Annotated in this window: 13 protein-coding genes; 9 read left to right on the top strand and 4 right to left on the bottom strand. The window is 70.6% G+C overall.

Translation table 11 applies throughout. The features are described from left to right. Positions 1-57 precede the first annotated feature (57 nt). Entirely contained in the window at positions 58-663 is a 606-nt protein-coding gene (locus KBX21_RS25305; RefSeq protein WP_017542228.1) for an FHA domain-containing protein, read from the bottom strand. Positions 664-1,191: 528 nt separating this feature from the next. Here KBX21_RS25305 and KBX21_RS25300 point away from each other — a divergent pair. Both KBX21_RS25300 and KBX21_RS25295 read left to right on the top strand, forming a co-directional pair. Then, positions 1,192-1,551 carry a DUF3017 domain-containing protein gene (locus tag KBX21_RS25300; protein WP_049577317.1) on the top strand — a complete coding sequence of 120 codons (360 nt, stop codon included), beginning with the start codon at positions 1,192-1,194 and terminating at the stop codon, positions 1,549-1,551. Between the two features lie 181 nt (positions 1,552-1,732). Then, complete coding sequence (locus tag KBX21_RS25295; RefSeq protein ID WP_049577314.1) at positions 1,733-2,950, top strand: NADP-dependent isocitrate dehydrogenase; 1,218 nt, start codon at positions 1,733-1,735, stop codon at positions 2,948-2,950. Between the two features lie 488 nt (positions 2,951-3,438). Here the strand turns inward: KBX21_RS25295 and KBX21_RS25290 are convergent, their stop codons facing one another. After that, the gene (locus tag KBX21_RS25290; RefSeq protein ID WP_049577311.1) at positions 3,439-4,692 is read right to left on the bottom strand and encodes an LCP family protein; all 1,254 of its coding nucleotides are present in this window, start codon (positions 4,690-4,692) and stop codon (positions 3,439-3,441) included. Positions 4,693-4,832: 140 nt separating this feature from the next. Further along, positions 4,833-5,951, bottom strand: coding sequence for a galactokinase family protein (locus KBX21_RS25285; RefSeq protein WP_210844141.1), 1,119 nt, complete (start codon positions 5,949-5,951; stop codon positions 4,833-4,835). A gap of 476 nt (positions 5,952-6,427) precedes the next feature. On the opposite strand from KBX21_RS25285, the gene KBX21_RS25280 reads away from it, so the two are divergent. The 5 genes from KBX21_RS25280 to KBX21_RS25260 all read left to right on the top strand — a co-directional run bounded on the left by KBX21_RS25280 (position 6,428) and on the right by KBX21_RS25260 (position 11,980). After that, positions 6,428-7,582, top strand: coding sequence for a YihY/virulence factor BrkB family protein (locus tag KBX21_RS25280; protein WP_049577302.1), 1,155 nt, complete (start codon positions 6,428-6,430; stop codon positions 7,580-7,582). A gap of 110 nt (positions 7,583-7,692) precedes the next feature. Continuing rightward, entirely contained in the window at positions 7,693-8,850 is a 1,158-nt protein-coding gene (locus KBX21_RS25275; RefSeq protein ID WP_017542223.1) for a glutamate--cysteine ligase, read from the top strand. A gap of 24 nt (positions 8,851-8,874) precedes the next feature. After that, positions 8,875-10,110 carry an amidohydrolase gene (locus KBX21_RS25270; protein WP_049577299.1) on the top strand — a complete coding sequence of 412 codons (1,236 nt, stop codon included), beginning with the start codon at positions 8,875-8,877 and terminating at the stop codon, positions 10,108-10,110. Between the two features lie 137 nt (positions 10,111-10,247). Continuing rightward, complete coding sequence (locus tag KBX21_RS25265) at positions 10,248-11,345, top strand: adenosine deaminase (protein ID WP_049577296.1); 1,098 nt, start codon at positions 10,248-10,250, stop codon at positions 11,343-11,345. Next, positions 11,330-11,980 carry a PH domain-containing protein gene (locus tag KBX21_RS25260; protein WP_369801122.1) on the top strand — a complete coding sequence of 217 codons (651 nt, stop codon included), beginning with the start codon at positions 11,330-11,332 and terminating at the stop codon, positions 11,978-11,980. Before KBX21_RS25265 ends, KBX21_RS25260 begins: the two co-directional genes overlap by 16 nt. Before the next feature lie 551 nt (positions 11,981-12,531). On the opposite strand, the gene KBX21_RS25255 is transcribed toward KBX21_RS25260, so the two are convergent. Next, positions 12,532-13,356, bottom strand: a complete 825-nt coding sequence (locus KBX21_RS25255) for a purine-nucleoside phosphorylase (RefSeq protein WP_049577293.1) — start codon at positions 13,354-13,356, stop codon at positions 12,532-12,534. A gap of 324 nt (positions 13,357-13,680) precedes the next feature. Between KBX21_RS25255 and KBX21_RS25250 the strand changes: the two genes are divergently transcribed. Together KBX21_RS25250 and KBX21_RS25245 are read left to right on the top strand one after the other, a co-directional pair. Further along, a complete protein-coding gene (locus KBX21_RS25250) occupies positions 13,681-15,063 on the top strand; it encodes an NAD(P)H-quinone dehydrogenase (protein ID WP_049577288.1) in 1,383 nt (460 codons plus the stop codon). Between the two features lie 120 nt (positions 15,064-15,183). Beyond that, positions 15,184-15,537: a zf-TFIIB domain-containing protein gene (locus KBX21_RS25245; protein WP_110052103.1), complete on the top strand. Its 354-nt coding sequence runs from the start codon at positions 15,184-15,186 to the stop codon at positions 15,535-15,537. The last annotated feature ends 8 nt before the right edge of the window (positions 15,538-15,545 follow it).

Here is a 15,545-nt window from a genome sequence, read left to right as displayed (position 1 = left end):
GCCCAACCCCACCCCCACCGCCCAGCCCCAACCCACCGCCCAGCCCCAACCCACCGCTCAACTCGCGCGGCGGGTGCGTCCCCCCACGGGCATCGGTCGGACCAGACCCAGGGCGACCACCTCGTTGGCCAGCCGCGTGCGCCGGTTCTGCCCCTCGGGGATGCGGAACTTCTGGTAGAGCCGCAACAGGTGCTGCTTGACGGCGGCCTCGGTGACCACCAGGGCCTCCGCTATGTCGCGGGCGGTGGCGGGGGCCACGAAGGCCTCCTCGGACAGGGCGGGCTGGCACAGGGCGGTCAGCACGTCCAGCTCGCGGCGGGTGAGCTCGGGGGCGGCACCCCTGCGGAGTTCGATGTCGGGGCTGAGCTGTTCGCTGGGCAGGCCGCCGATCCGGCAGCGGGCGCTGCCGAAGCTCACCACGTCGCCCTCCTCCAGCACGCGGCGGGCGATGGGGCGTCCGTTGACCCGTGTCCCGTTGCGGGACAGGCCGAGGTCGACGACGTAGACGTAGGGGCCGCGCCGGACCAGTTCGGCGTGGAGCTGGGACACGCTGGGGTCGGTCAGTCGGATGTCGGCGCCCTCACCGCGGCCGATCGTGGTGACCTCGTGGGGGAGGGGGCGGATGTCCCCGGTCTCCTCCAACCGAAGGTAGGGACCGTCCACGGTGACTCCTCCCGGGCTGCTGGGGCGCGGTCGGTGGGGGTGCGGCCTACGGTGGTGGAGGGGCGGCTGTCGGGGGGTGGCCGATCGGTCTACACGTCGAGTGGGCTTCATGGGGGTGGTCCTCGCTCACCGGTGCACTCATCTCCACCTTGGTTACCCGGCTGGTACGGGTTCTACGCGCTTACTTCGGAGTTAGACGGATAAGGCGTGGAAATACGCCTCTGTGACCGAACCGGAAGCAGGAAACGGTCATCAGAGGCCCCCGCAGGAAGCCAGTCCGTTTCCGTGGGCCCTGGGGCTTCGGCCGTGGGGTTCACTAGTATGAACGCGGTCCCTCCAGGACGACGGCGCCCCTGTTCGTACGGGGCGTCCGGAGCCGCCAGGAACATGAGCCACACTGGAGCGCTGTTCGGTTTCGGACAGCTCCTCCTCGACGTGTGGCCGGTCTGTGCCAGCCGACCGGGGAGGGGCCGTGGGTACGGGCCGCACGGCGGCCAAGCAACTCCGAGGCGAACGGGTCGGGACGCGGTGGACGACGCTGAGCAGACTGAGGTGGTCCGGCCGGACGGGGGGACCCCCGACGGCGGGTCGGGCGGGACGGGCGGCGGCCGCCCCAAGGTGCCGTACTGGCTCTCCCAGGTGCCCTACGCCCTGGTCCTGTCCGCGCTGGCGGCCGGGATCGTCGTGGTGGCGGCCGCCTACTTCAAGCGCGGTCCGGCGATCATCGCGACGGCGCTGCTGCTCGCGGCGACCTTCCGGCTGCTGCTGCCCAAGGACTGGATCGGACTGCTCGCGGTACGCCGGAGATGGGTCGATCTGCTCACTCTGGTGGCGCTCGCGGTCCTTCTGATCGTGTTGGCCTGGGTGGCGCCGCAACTCTCCTCCTAGGCGTCGAATAAGCTTGATGTCGAGATACCGCGACACTGACAAGCGCCGCCTCCCGGGCAGCACGGACACCGGGCGGGATCAGGGATTGCCGCGCGCGCGGGACACGGGACCGGCCACGAACCGGTCCCGGCTCTCCGCCGCACGAGGCGGTAGCGAGGACTGAAGGGACAGCCACACAGCCATGGCCAAGATCAAGGTCGAAAACCCCGTAGTCGAGCTCGACGGCGACGAGATGACCCGGATCATCTGGTCCTTCATCAAGGACCGCCTGATCCTGCCGTACCTCGACGTCGACCTGAAGTACTACGACCTCGGCATCGAGGAGCGTGACCGGACCGACGACCAGATCACCATCGACGCCGCCAACGCCATCAAGGAGCACGGCGTCGGCGTCAAGTGCGCCACCATCACCCCCGACGAGGACCGCGTCGAGGAGTTCGGCCTCAAGAAGATGTGGCGGTCGCCCAACGGCACCATCCGCAACATCCTCGGTGGCGTCGTCTTCCGCGAGCCCATCATCTGTGAGAACGTGCCGCGTCTGGTGCCGGGCTGGACCAAGCCGGTCATCATCGGCCGTCACGCCCACGGCGACCAGTACAAGGCCACCGACTTCAAGGTCCCCGGCCCCGGCTCGGTCACCATGACCTACACCCCGGCCGACGGCAGCCAGCCGGTCGAGTTCGACGTCGCGAACTTCCCCGAGGGTGGCGGCGTCGCGATGGGCATGTACAACTACCGCAAGTCCATCGAGGACTTCGCGCGGGCCAGCCTGAACTACGGCCTGGACCGGAACTTCCCGGTCTACATGTCCACCAAGAACACCATCCTCAAGGCCTACGACGGCATGTTCAAGGACGTGTTCGAGGAGATCTTCGAGGCCGAGTTCAAGGACAAGTTCGCCTCCGCGGGCCTGACCTACGAGCACCGCCTCATCGACGACATGGTCGCCGCCGCGCTCAAGTGGGACGGCGGCTACGTCTGGGCCTGCAAGAACTACGACGGTGACGTCCAGTCCGACACCGTCGCCCAGGGCTACGGCTCGCTCGGCCTCATGACCTCGGTCCTGCGCACCGCCGACGGCCGCACCGTCGAGGCCGAGGCCGCCCACGGCACCGTGACCCGTCACTTCCGCCAGCACCAGCAGGGCAAGCCCACCTCGACCAACCCGATCGCGTCCATCTTCGCGTGGACCCGCGGTCTGGAGCACCGGGGCAAGCTGGACAACACCCCGAAGGTGGTCGAGTTCGCGAACACCCTCGAGGACGTCGTCATCAAGACCGTCGAGGGCGGCCAGATGACGAAGGACCTGGCCCTGCTGGTCGGCTCCGAGCAGGAGTGGCTGACCACCGAGCAGTTCCTCGCCGCTCTGGACGAGAACCTGAGCAAGCGCCTCGCCTAGGTCCTGACTCGGCGCGACGGTCCTGAGCCGACCGGCGCGGTGAGACCTTGACCACGCCCGGGCGTCCCCGTGAGGGGGCGCCCGGGCTTCGTCGTCTCCGGGGGTCGCCGCAGCGGGTCGAGAAGCACGAAACGCGTTGTTCGCGGGGGTTCGGGGCGCGCGGGCCGCAGAAGTTCCCGGGTGTGTTTCCCGTGTTCGGCCCACATGCGGACGTCGGTGGTGGGAGGATGACGGGGTAGGAGGGGGTCCTCCGGCGTCGGGTGCGACGTAGGACACGTGAGCGCGATTCGCCCCTTTCGCGAACTTTGACCTATTGTGGAGACACGCCGGTGAGAACCGGCAGGCCAGAGGGGGTTTTCGCCCCTCAGGCCACCACGAGCCGACGTGCCGGCCGTGCGCCCGCTGGGGGGTAGGCGCGCACAGTACGGAACGTCACGAAGAAGGGCCCGTCACTCCGGTGACGGGCCCTTCGCTCGTTCCAGGGGACCTCAGTCCTCCATGGCCTCCTCCGGGATCGCCTCGCCGGTGCGCATGGCCTCGAACATCTGCTCGGACCGCACCTCGTCCCAGAGCACCACCGAGCCCACACCGTCCAGCGTGGGGGTGTCGCCCACCGGAACCGCCGTGGTCTGGGTGCCGCCGCGCATCGCCAGCAGCATGCTCGCCAGGTGACGCAGCTTGTCACCCTCGTCGACCATGAACGTGTCGGTGCCCGCCAGTACCAGCGGCACCGACTTGAACGGGTTGAAGAGCGTGGAGGGGGCGCTGGCCTCCTGGATCAGCGCGGAGAAGAACTCGCGCTGCCGCTGGATGCGGTCCAGGTCGGCGCGCGGTGTGGCGCGGGTGCGCACGTAGCCCAGCGCGGTGCCGCCGTCCATCTCCTGGCAGCCCGCCTCGATGTCCAGGCCCGCCTTCGGGTCCGCCATCGGCTCCTCGGGGCACAGCTCCACGCCGCCGACCGCGTCGACCAGGTCCACGAAGCCGCCCATGCCGATCTCCACGTAGTGGTCGATCCGCACGCCGGAGGCCTGCTCGAAGCTCTGCACCAGCGGGGCCGGGCCGCCGCAGACCTCCTCGCCGTCCTCGCCGGTGCCGCACACGGAGTCCGCGAAGGCGGTGTTGATCTTGTTGTCCGCGTAGCCGGGGACGGCCATGGGGACGTAGGAGTCGCGCGGCACGCTGACGATCGTCGGATCGCCGTCGCGCGGCATGTAGAGCACCATGATCGTGTCCGTGCGGCGGCCCTCCGCGCGCCCCGTGGCCAGGTCCCGGATCTGGTCGTCGTCCAGACCGTCGCGGCTGTCGGAGCCGACGATCAGGTACGTGGTCCCGGGCTGTCGGTCCGGGCGGCCCTCGTAGTCCTGGAGGGCGTCCACCCGCTGCAAGCGGGAGTCCGCCCAGAGGTAGAAGGCCCCGGGGACCACCAGCAGCAGGACCAGGACCAGGATCACCGTGTTCCGGGCGGTCTTCTTGCGGCGCTCCCGCGCACGGCGCTGGTGCCCGCGCCCGTCGTACTCGCGCCCGGCGCTGTGCGTCCGGCGCTTCCTGGGGCGGTGCGGAGGAACCCGGTCGGCAGGGGGGAGCCGCCGGGTGTCGCCCACCACGCGCTGTTCGGACTCGCGGGGGCGGTACAGCCTCTCGAACTCGTCCGGCTTGTCAGGGTCGCCGCCGCGCCGGAACACGCCCGCGTCGTCGTGTCCACCGGTCGAGCCGGCCCCTTCCCCGTGCCGTCGGTCAGCCATCGATTCGCCTATCTGCTCCGCGCCATGTGCCGCTCGGGTGTGTCGTACGTCCCTTGTGATCGCTGACAGAGTAGTCGGGTTCGATCCGATCTCCTCCGCTGCCCGGGGCCCCGGCCAGGAACGCCACGGGGCCGGGGCCGTCAGGCCCCGCGACGGGCACCCTCCGAGGGCAGCGCCGCCCGGACACGCGGCGGGGGCCAACCCCTCGCCAGGAACGCCTTGCGGACCTCCGACTCCAGCCCGGCCACCCGCTCCTCCGCGACCAGCGCGAACGCGGTCCCCGCCCACCCGGACAACCGGGCGCCCCGGGCACCGGCCCGCGCGGCCGTCTCGACCGCCAGTTCCACGGCGGGCAGGGGTAGGTCGAACCGGCGCAGGGACAGGTGCGAGGCGGACAGGATCGGCCCCGTCTCCGCCGCGCGGCCCGCGCGCAACAGACCGACCGCGGCGTTGAGCCGGTGCACTTCGGTGACGGCGTACTCCACCCGGTGGCGGAGCACGGGGTTCTGAAGCCGCCGCAGAGTCCCGGGCAGGTCCTGGACGGCCCGCAGCGGGCCGAGGACGTCCTGGGCACGGGCCAGTTCGGCGGCGCGCACCGGGCGGGGGTCCCGCCTCGGCAGCTGCCCGGTCTCCAGCACCACCAGGCGCATCCCGGCCCCGGCCAGGTCGAACGGGAGCACCGTGGTCCTGGCACTGGCCAGGTTCACGCGCACCGCGTGCCCCGCGCGCGCGGCCAGGACCACGCCCTCGTCCACGGTGGCGCCGGTGGGCCGATCGGCCCCCGTGAGGTCGGCCAGTGCCAGGGACACAGCCGCGCCGACCGCCGCCGAGTGTCCCAAGGAGGCGTGTTCGGGCAGGTCTGAGCCGATCAGCACCCGTATGCCCCTGTCAGCGCCCAGACGCCCGCTCTCGCGCGCGTCGGCCACGGAGCGCGCCACCGCCCGGGTGGAGGGGTGCCGGTCGCTCAGCGGGCCGCTGGGGGCCGCGATGTGTGTGGAGCCCTCCGGGTCGGTACCGACCGCGACCGTCACCCCCCAGGGCAAGGCCACGAAGAGGGCGGCACCGCCGCTGGCCGCCGTGTGCTCACCCATCAGGGCGAGCCGCCCCGGCGCGTGCCACAGGCCCTCGGGCTCCGTCCCGAAGCGCCGCGCGTACTCCGCTCGCAGGCCGTCGCCGCCCGGCCCCTCGGGCCACCTCCCGACCGGTCCCGGAGTCCGCGCTCCCAACACCGCGCGTACCCGCGCCCCGGTGACTCCCACGTCCGGCCCCCGCTCCCTAGGTGAACTCCGGTCCCAAGTCTGCCCCCACCTGGGCACCGGACTGGCGTGGGGCTTTCCTCCCGAGAGGTCCGCAGGGCTAGGGTTACGGACCCGAAGAGTCCCGGCGCTCACCTCGGACACGGAGCAGACGGACACCTCAGCCCTGGGAGGAGGCCTGATCGACCGCCTCAGCTACGGGGGAGAGCCAATGGGGTGTCTCAGTCGTGGGGAGATGCCCGATTGCCCACCTCAGCCACAGCGCAGGCCTGACCGACCACCCCAACCACGGGCGTGAGCCCCGCCCGTACGCCCCAGCCGCAAGGGGGGTGCTTGGTTCGGCGCCGGAGAGGGTTCTGGAGGTGGTGGAGGTGGGATTGCGAGGAACGAGCCATCGCACCGTAGGCGCCGAAGGTTCCTCTGCAAAGGCGCCGAACACGGGTTGAAGCGAAGCGGAAACCCAAAACAGAAGGGAACCCATGTCACCAGCGGCGGACCGTGCCAAGGACACGGCCCAGCGTTACCAGAACGCGGCGATGGACGGCTACTGGACGCTGAGACGCCGGTACCCGTCGGTCGACCACCTGGTGCGTGCCTACGGGCGCTACTCGGACCGCAACGGCACCCAGTTGGCCGGGGCGGTCACCTACTTCGCCTTCCTGTCCTTCTTCCCGTTGCTGGCACTGGCCTTCGCCGTGGTGGGTTTCCTCGCCTCCCAGCAGGTGGAGCTCACCTCCTACCTCGAGCGGGCGCTGGACGAGGTGCTGCCCGGACTGTCCGACCAGCTGCCCATGGAGCAGATCGCCGAGGCCCGGGTGGGCGCGAGTGTGATCGGTCTGCTGGGCCTGCTGTACGCGGGGCTGAACTCGGTGTCGGCGCTGCGGGAGGCCCTGCACACCATCTGGTTGAACAGCCTCCGGCAGGGCCCCAACTTCCTGGTGCGCAAGCTGGTCGACCTGCTGGTGATGATCGCGTTGGGCACGGCGCTGCTCTTCACGGTCGCCTTCACCAGTTTCATGCAGACCGCCACGGTGTGGATGCTGTCCCTGGTGGGGCTGGACGAGTCGCTGGTGGCCAACCTGTCCCTGCGGGCCCTGGCGCTGGTCATCGCGATCGCCGTGAACATGTGCCTGTTCGTGCTGGCCTTCGCCCTGTTGTCGGGGACGGGACGGCCCACTGCCGAGATGTGGCGCGGAGCCCTGTTGGGCGCGGTGGCGTTCGAGATCCTCAAGAACGTCGCGACGCAGCTGTTGGCCGGGACGCTCGGCAACCCCGTGTACGCGTCCTTCGCCGTCCTGGTCGGTCTGCTGGTGTGGATCAACCTGGTGATGCGCGTGATCATGTTCAGCGCGGCGTGGACGGCCACCTGGCTGCCGATGCAGCCGCCCTACACCGGGTCCTTCCCGCTGCCGGAGGAGAACGGCATGGACTGGACGCGTCCGCGCCCGGTCCTGCGGCCGAGCCCGGAGGCCCTGGCCGAGCGCCGACTCGCCCAGCGGCTGCTCGCCCTGGGGTTGTCGCTGGTCGTGGCGGCGTTCACGGCGGGTGTCGCGGCGGTGGCGCTGAGGATACGGGGCGCTTCCCCACGGAAACGGAAAACGATCGGAAAGAAGTCGTTTTTTACTGTGGGTTGATTCCGTATGCGCGCGGTGTGAGACGGGTAGTCCTCCTCTGTCCCGGATGACCGGTTCTCCGGGACCAGCGGTGCGTCGGTCACAAGGGCTGTCCCACACCAGGAGGTCAGATGGGAATCGCATTCAAATCGTCCGAGCGCGCGACACTCGGGGTCGAGTGGGAACTCCAACTCGTCGACCGGAACAGTCGCCACCTGCGGCAGGAGGCGGGGCAGCTCCTCGCCGAACTCCCGGACCTCAGTAGCGAGGCCGCGGTCCCCCCGTTGCGGCACGAACTGATGCAGTCACAGGTGGAGGTCGTCACGGGAATCTGCGAGACGGTCGAGGAGGCCAAGCGCGACCTCGGCCGCAACGTGGCTCGCATGCGGGAGGTGCTGGAACCCCGTGGTGCCACGCTGACGTGTTCCGGAACCCACCCGATCGACCACTGGCGGGACCAGCAGCTGAGTCCCGGCAAGCGGTACGGGGAACTGGTCGACCAGATGCAGTGGCTGGCGCGCAGGATCCTGACCTGCGGCGTCCACGTCCACGTGGGGGTGCGCGGCCAGGAGAAGGCCATTCCCATTGTGAACGCACTTGCGAAGTATCTCCCACATTTTCTGGCTTTGAGTGCTTCTAGCCCGTTTTGGGGTGGTCATGACACGGGGTTGGCCTCCGCGCGCTCGATTGTCTTCGGCGCGCTCCCCACCTCGGGGCCTCCGCCGAACCTGCCCGGGTGGCCCGCTTTCGAGGATTACCTCGAAACCCTTCTCAATGCGGGTACCATCGCCTCTATCAAGGAAGTCTGGTGGGACATCCGTCCGCACCCGGATTTCGGCACCATCGAGATCCGGATGTTCGACGGGATTCCCACCTTGCGCGAGGTGGGAATGGCCGCCGCTCTCTCCCAGTGTCTGGTGGAGCTGTTCGATCACCAGCTCGACCGCGGGTACAGCTTGCCCAGCCCGCCGTCCTGGGTGGTGAAGGACAACAAGTGGCGGGCCACCCGCTACGGACTCGACGCTCGTGTCATCACGGACGGACACGGAACCACGGTTCCGATCCGTGACGACCTCTACGAGCTGGTCCGCGAACTGGCGCCGGTCGCCGCCCGCCTGGGCTGCGCGGAGGACCTGGACCTGATCTCCGAGATCCTGGACAAGGGCGCCTCCTACGAGCGTCAGCGGGCGGTGGTCGCCGAAGGCGGTTCGCTCGAAGACGTCGTGGACCTGCTCTCCGCCGAGTTCGAGGGGGACACCGCCCGCGCGGCATTTGTCGGCGCGCGATAGAAGTAACGAAATGGGGACCCTCGCATGCAGGGACGTGACCTGCCGGAGCAGTTGACGGCTTTTCTGGCGCGCCATGAGCGGGAGCTCACGGGATTCCGCCAGGACCTGCACATGCACCCGGAGCTGGCCTTCGCCGAACACCGCACCACGGGCCGCCTGGCCGGGCGTCTGCGGCAGGCGGGACTCGCCCCCCGGACCCTGCCCCAGGGCACCGGTCTGATCTGCGACATCGGCGACGGCCCCGGCCCCATGGTCGCCCTGCGCGCCGACATCGACGCGCTGCCCCTCACCGACGAGAAGGACGTCCCCTACCGCTCCACGGTCCCCGGCGTCGCCCACGCCTGCGGACACGACGTGCACACCACGGTCCTGTTGGCCACGGGGATCTTCCTCGCCCAGCAGGACCGGGCGGGCGCGCTGCCCGGCCGCGTCCGGCTCCTCTTCCAACCCGCCGAGGAGCTCCCCGGCGGGGCGGTCGAGGTCGTCAGGGCCGGTGGAATGGAGGGCGTGGACCGGGTCTTCGCCCTGCACTGCGACCCCCGCCAGATGGTCGGCAAGGTGGGCCTGCGCACCGGCGGCATCACGGCTGCCTGTGACCAGATCATGGTGCGCCTGTCCGGCCCGGGCGGGCACACCGCCCGGCCGCACCTGACCTCCGACCTCGTCTACGCGCTCGGCAAGATCGTCACGGAGCTACCCGCCGCGCTGTCCCGCCGGATCGACCCTCGGGCCGGGTTCAGCCTGGTCTGGGGCCGGATCAGCGCGGGTTCGGCGCCCAACGTGATCCCCGACGACGCCGTCGCCGAGGGCACCGTTCGCTGCCTCGAGGACGAGGCCTGGCACGCCGCCCCCGACATCCTCAAGGGACTGGTGGAGTCGGTCGCCTCGGCCTACGGCGCCGACGCCGAGGTCACCTACCGCAGGGGTGTCCCGCCCACCATCAACGAGGCCCGCAGCGTGGAGATCATGCGCGAGGCCACCACCCTGGCCCTGGGCGCCGACGCGGTCACGCCGACCCCGCAGAGCCTGGGCGGGGAGGACTTCGCCTGGTACCTGGAGCACGCTCCGGGCGCGCTGGCCCGCCTGGGCACGCACTCCCCGGACTGGAGCGGCGACATGCTGGACCTGCACCGGGGCACCTTCGACGCCGACGAGCGGGCGATCGGGGCAGGCACCCGCCTCATGGTGACCACGGCGCTCACCTCGCTGTGGGAGGACGCGCCCGAGGGCGTGCGCGCGGACACCCAGGCCCTCGCCTGACCGTCCTCCGGTCCGCCGTCCGCCACGGACGGTTCCCGACCCGCCACACCGGTGCCACCGGGCGGCTTCTGCCGGATCGTCGGTAACTTCGTGTCGCCGTGTCGGGTGCCCGCGCCGCCTGGTGGCATCCTGAACGGATGAACCAGCCACTCACAGTCGAACAGATCCGCCGGGCGCCCAAGGTGCTCCTGCACGACCACCTCGACGGCGGGCTGCGCCCGTCCACGGTGGTGGAGCTCGCGCAGGAGGCGGGCTACCGTGACCTGCCGACCTACGACCCGGCCGAGCTCGGGCGTTGGTTCCGCGACGCGTCGGACTCCGGGTCGCTGGAGCGCTACCTGGAGACCTTCGCCCACACCACCGCGGTCATGCAGAGCCGCGAGGCCCTCGTGCGGGTGGCCGCCGAGGCGGCGGAGGACCTGGCCGCCGACGGCGTGGTCTACGCGGAGCAGCGTTACGCCCCCGAGCAGCACCTGGAGGGCGGGCTCACCCTGGAGGAGGTCGTGGAGGCCGTCCAGGAGGGGCTCGAACTGGGGGAGAAGCGCGCCGCCGACGCGGGGCGGAGCATCCGCACGGGCCAGCTGGTGACCGCCATGCGCCACGCGGCGCGCTCGTCGGAGATCGCCGAACTGGCGGTCCGGTACCGCGACGCCGGTGTCAGCGGTTTCGACATCGCCGGCGCGGAGGCGGGCAACCCGCCCACCCGTCACCTGGACGCCTTCGAGTACCTGCGCCGGGAGAACTTCCACTTCACCATCCACGCCGGTGAGGCGTTCGGTCTGCCCTCCATCTGGGAGGCGCTCCAGTGGTGCGGCTGCGACCGCCTCGGGCACGGCGTGCGCATCATCGACGACATCACCACCAACGAGAACGGTGTACCGGTGCTCGGGCGTCTGGCCCAGTACGTGCGCGACAAGCGCGTGCCGCTGGAGATGTGCCCCAGCTCCAACATCCAGACCGGTGCCGCCGAGTCCATCGCCGGGCACCCGATCGGCCTCCTGCGCGACCTGCGCTTCAGGGTCACGGTCAACACCGACAACCGCCTCCAGAGCGGGGTCACCCTGTCGGAGGAGTTCGCCAAGCTGAGCGAGGCCTTCGGGTACGACTGGGACGACCTCCAGTGGTTCACCGTCAACGCCATGAAGTCGGCCTTCCTGCCGTTCGACGAGCGGCTGGCGCTGATCAACGGCACCATCAAGCCGGGCTTCGCCCAGCTGAAGTGGGCGACGCACTGATGGCCGGATCCTCCGAGGGGGTCACCACGCACTACTCGACCTCATCCCGGGTGATGGCGATCGTGTGGGTGGTGGTCGCGGTCCTGCTGCTGTTGGACCTGGTGGTGCGCGGTCAGGACCGCACGGCCTGGATCGCCGGGGCCGTCCTGGTGCTCAGCGTGGCCGTCGTCTACGCGGCGTGGCTGCGTCCCCGTGTGGTCTCCACCGAGCGCGGCATCCGGATGATCAACCCGCTGCGCGAGACCTTCGTGCCGTGGGCGGCAGTGGTGTGGGTGGACGTGGTGGACGTCCTGCGGGTGCACACCCCGGAGCGGGTCTACCGGTCCTGGCCCCTGCGTGAGACCAAGCGGGCCAAGGTGCGGGAGAACATGCGCCGTGAGTCCGGCTACCTGGACCACGACGACGACAGGGACCCGACCACGATGCGTCCGGTGGACCTGGTCGCCCGCGAGCTGCGCCGTGACGCGGAGAGGCACCGGGCGCGTCCGCTGCGCGGCCCCATCAAGGAGATCGACGAGGCGGGCCCGGCCGCTCTGGGCGCCGAGGACCGCCCGCAGACGATGGTCCCGGTCGAGGTCATCGTCGTCCTCGCCGTACCGCTGGTGCTCCTGGCGGCCGTGCTGCTGATCGCCTGACCAGCTGTTCCCCCGGATCCGACCCGGTCCCTCGCATGGTGCGAGGGGCCGGGTCCGTCGTTCGCCAGGGCGGTGGACGTACGGGTCGGGGCGCGGCTCGGGCCCCGGACGGGCACTCCCAACGCGGGGTTGACGCACCCCCCGGAGTTCTGGTTAGGTTAGGCATGCCTAAGGGAGAACGTTCCGGGTGGGCGGGCTTCGCGCGGATGGCCATCCACCCGGACCTTCCCCCATGGCAACGCGCGCGGTTCAACTGAATATCGGGAAGAGAAGGTGCTGCCAGCGCCAGTCCAACGGGGTCTGCGGGGATCCCGGGCGTGGAGCGGCACCGGGGAAAGCACCACCTTCGACCGGTCCCACGGTCGGTACCGTCCATCCCACGGCCTCGGGATGTACGCTCGCCACGCCGGTACCGGCCGGGTCCGGTCGAAGGTGCCCCAGCCACTTCCGAACGCGGCCCCCAGGGTCGCGACACCAAGCACGACGAAGCCCGGCCTCGGCCGGGCTTCGTGCTGTTTCCGCGGCGCCTCCTGACGGAACCGACGCGCTGGTCAGGCCGCCGTGACCACCCGGTTGAGCAGTTCGCCCAGCCGACGCGCCCGCTGGGTGACGACCTCCAGGGCACGCTCCTGCTCGAACGGCTCCAGTACCGCCCCCAACGCGTCGTTGCTGACGATCGACAGGCCCAGGACCTCGGCGCCCATCTCGACGGCGGCGATGGTCTCCAGGGCGATCGAGCGCCCCACCACGTCGGCGCCCGCCTGTCGCAGCACCTTCAGTTCGGTCGGGGTCTGGAGCTGCGGGCCCGTCGTCGCCACGTACACGCCCTCCGCGAGGGTGACGTCCACGTCGTGGATGATCCCCCTCAGTCGCTCGCTGTAGGCGTGGCTCAGGTCGACGAAGTCGGGCCCGGCCAACGGAGAACTCGCGGTGAGGTTGATGTGGTCCCGCACGACCACCGGCTGTCCGGGCTGGAAGTCGGTGCGCAGGGAACCGGCGGAACCGGTCAGTACCGCGACCCGCGCGCCCGCGGCGATCCCCGTCCGTACGGCGTGTGTGGCCACCATCGGGCCGAGACCCTCGTAGAGGTGGACCCGCCCCATGAAGACGAGCACGCGTTTCTCGCCCACCCACATGCTGCGGACCTTGTCGCTGTGCCCCTCCGCGGTGGGCCGCACGAATCCGGGCAGTTCGGTCGCGTCGATCTCGATGTCGGCCGTGCCTAGCGTGTCCACCACGCCCGCCCAGCCGGAGCCGAGCACCACCAGGGCGTCGAAACTGTCGGCACCGGCCCGGGCCAACAGCTCCTTCGCCGCGGAGTCCGCCAGTTGCTTCGCCTCGCCCGTGGTTCGGGGCGGCTGCTCTGATTCGCTCACAAGTCGGATACTACCGCTCTGTAGTCAGTTGGACCCGGAGCGCAACGCAGGGTGTCCGAAGGGCGGAATGTACATGTCACCCGGGGTGAACCCGGCGCCCCGGCCCACGTGTCCTTCGTCGCATTCTCCGAGCTCGGGAGGGGGTCCGACGGGCCACTCCCCACCCATGGTCGCGCTCTGACCGGGGGTGGCTGCGGTCATCGACACCCGGCATGGCCGACAATGGAGGTAAGCGAGACAACCAGGTGGTGCCCTGCCATGCCCGAACATCGCCCCGGACCGGGAACGGGTAGGCCGCACCACCCGCAGAGGGAGTGAAGCAGCGTGACGAAGGTCGTGATCATCGGTGGCGGGCCCGGGGGCTATGAGCCGGCGTTGGTCGCCGCGCAGTTGGGCGCGGACGTGACCGTGGTGGAGCGCGACGGCATCGGCGGTTCCTGTGTCCTCACCGACTGCGTCCCCTCCAAGAGCCTGATCGCCACGTCCACCCGCACCACGTACGTGCGCGAGTCGGGCAGCCTGGGCATCCACATCCCGGCGGCCGAGGAGCACAAGGAGCCCGTCGAGGTCGACATCGACCAGGTCAACTCGCGGATCAAGCGCCTGGCCCAGGCCCAGTCCGACGACACCCGCGCCCGCCTGGTCAAGGAGGGCGTGGAGGTGGTCATCGGGGAGGCCCGGCTGGTCGACCCGCACATCGTGGCCGTCGGCGACCGCCGCATCCGCGCGGACGTCGTCCTCATCGCCACCGGCGCCCACCCCCGCGAGCTGCCCACCGCCAAACCGGACGGCGAGCGCATCCTGACCTGGCGCCACATCTACGACCTGGAGAAGCTGCCGGAGAAGCTGATCGTGGTCGGCTCCGGTGTCACCGGCGCCGAGTTCGCCAGCGCCTACCAGGCCCTGGGCTCCGACGTCACCCTCGTCTCCTCACGCGAGCTGGTCATGCCCACGCAGGACTCCGACGCCGCCGAGGTGCTGGAGGAGGTCTTCATGCGACGCGGCATGACGGTCCTCAGCCAGACCCGCGCCGAGTCGGTCGTGCGCACCGAGGACGGGGTCCGGGTGACCCTCTCCGACGGCCGGACGGTGGACGGCAGCCACTGCCTGATGACCGTCGGCATGATCCCCAACACCGAGGGCCTGGGCCTGGAGGAGGCCGGGGTGCGCCTCGGCCGGGGCGGGTTCGTCGAAGTCGACCGGGTCTCCCGCACCACCGTCCCGGGCGTGTACGCCGCCGGTGACTGCACCGGCGTGAACATGCTGGCGTCGGTGGCCGCCATGCAGGGCCGCATCGCCATGTGGCACGCGCTCGGCGAGGCGGTCTCCCCGCTCCAGCTGTCCACCGTCGCCTCCACCGTGTTCACCCACCCCGAGCTTGCGGCGGTCGGCGCCAGCGAGGACGACGTGCGCAGCGGCCGGATCGACGGCCGCACCGTCACCCTGCCGCTGAACACCAACCCGCGCGCCAAGATGAACCAGGTCAAGGACGGCTTCGTCAAGCTGATCTGCCGTCAGCACACCGGGATCGTCCTCGGCGGCGTCATCGTCGGCCCGCGCGCCAGCGAGCTCATCCTGGGCGTGTCCATCGCGGTGCAGCAGCGCCTGACCGTCGACGACCTCGCGCACACCTTCTCGGTGTACCCGTCGCTGTCCGGCAGCGTCACCGAGGCCGCGCGTTCGCTCATGCTCGCCTCCCCGGAGTAGGCGCCCCGAAGCGCCCGGGGAGTACGCCAGGGCCCGCCCGCCGTGTGGAGCACGTGCAGGACACACGGCGGGTCCGGCTTCCTTACCCGTCCTTGACAACCCCGGGCGTACCTTTCCGGGGTGATCTGTCCGAAGTGCCAAAGCCAGATGCGTACCTACGACCGTCAGGGCGTCCACATCGACCGGTGTGACGGCTGCCAGGGGATCTTCCTGGACCGCGGCGAGCTGGAGCGCGTGGTATCCGCCGAACAGCGCCACTACGGCGCCGTCCCGCCCGACCCCCACTCGCCCCAGCCCTATCCGGGCCAGCACCCGGGACAACACCCGGGCCAGCGGCGCGCCTACCCCGACTCCCCGCGCGGCTACGGTGGCGGCTACGCCGACTCGCCGCCCGCCTACCGAGGCGGCTACAACGACTCCCCCCGCCCCTACCGGCGTCGCCGCAAGGGGTTCCTGGAACAGCTCTTCGACTAGCCGCAGAG

This window comes from Nocardiopsis sp. B62 (genome assembly GCF_018070675.1).
Lineage (GTDB): Bacteria > Actinomycetota > Actinomycetes > Streptosporangiales > Streptosporangiaceae > Nocardiopsis > Nocardiopsis prasina.
Note: the sequence above shows the minus strand (reverse complement) of the source record. Positions and strands in the feature narration are given on the sequence as shown.

Excerpts from the sequence above, each read along its gene's own strand:
- KBX21_RS25265 (WP_049577296.1), top strand. The coding sequence starts at position 10,248 with ATGAACCAGCCACTCACAGTCGAACAGATCCGCCGGGCGCCCAAGGTG.
- KBX21_RS25290 (WP_049577311.1), bottom strand. The coding sequence starts at position 4,692 with ATGGCTGACCGACGGCACGGGGAAGGGGCCGGCTCGACCGGTGGACAC.
- KBX21_RS25270 (WP_049577299.1), top strand. The coding sequence starts at position 8,875 with ATGCAGGGACGTGACCTGCCGGAGCAGTTGACGGCTTTTCTGGCGCGC.
- KBX21_RS25295 (WP_049577314.1), top strand. The coding sequence starts at position 1,733 with ATGGCCAAGATCAAGGTCGAAAACCCCGTAGTCGAGCTCGACGGCGAC.
- KBX21_RS25275 (WP_017542223.1), top strand. The coding sequence starts at position 7,693 with ATGGGAATCGCATTCAAATCGTCCGAGCGCGCGACACTCGGGGTCGAG.
- KBX21_RS25280 (WP_049577302.1), top strand. The coding sequence starts at position 6,428 with ATGTCACCAGCGGCGGACCGTGCCAAGGACACGGCCCAGCGTTACCAG.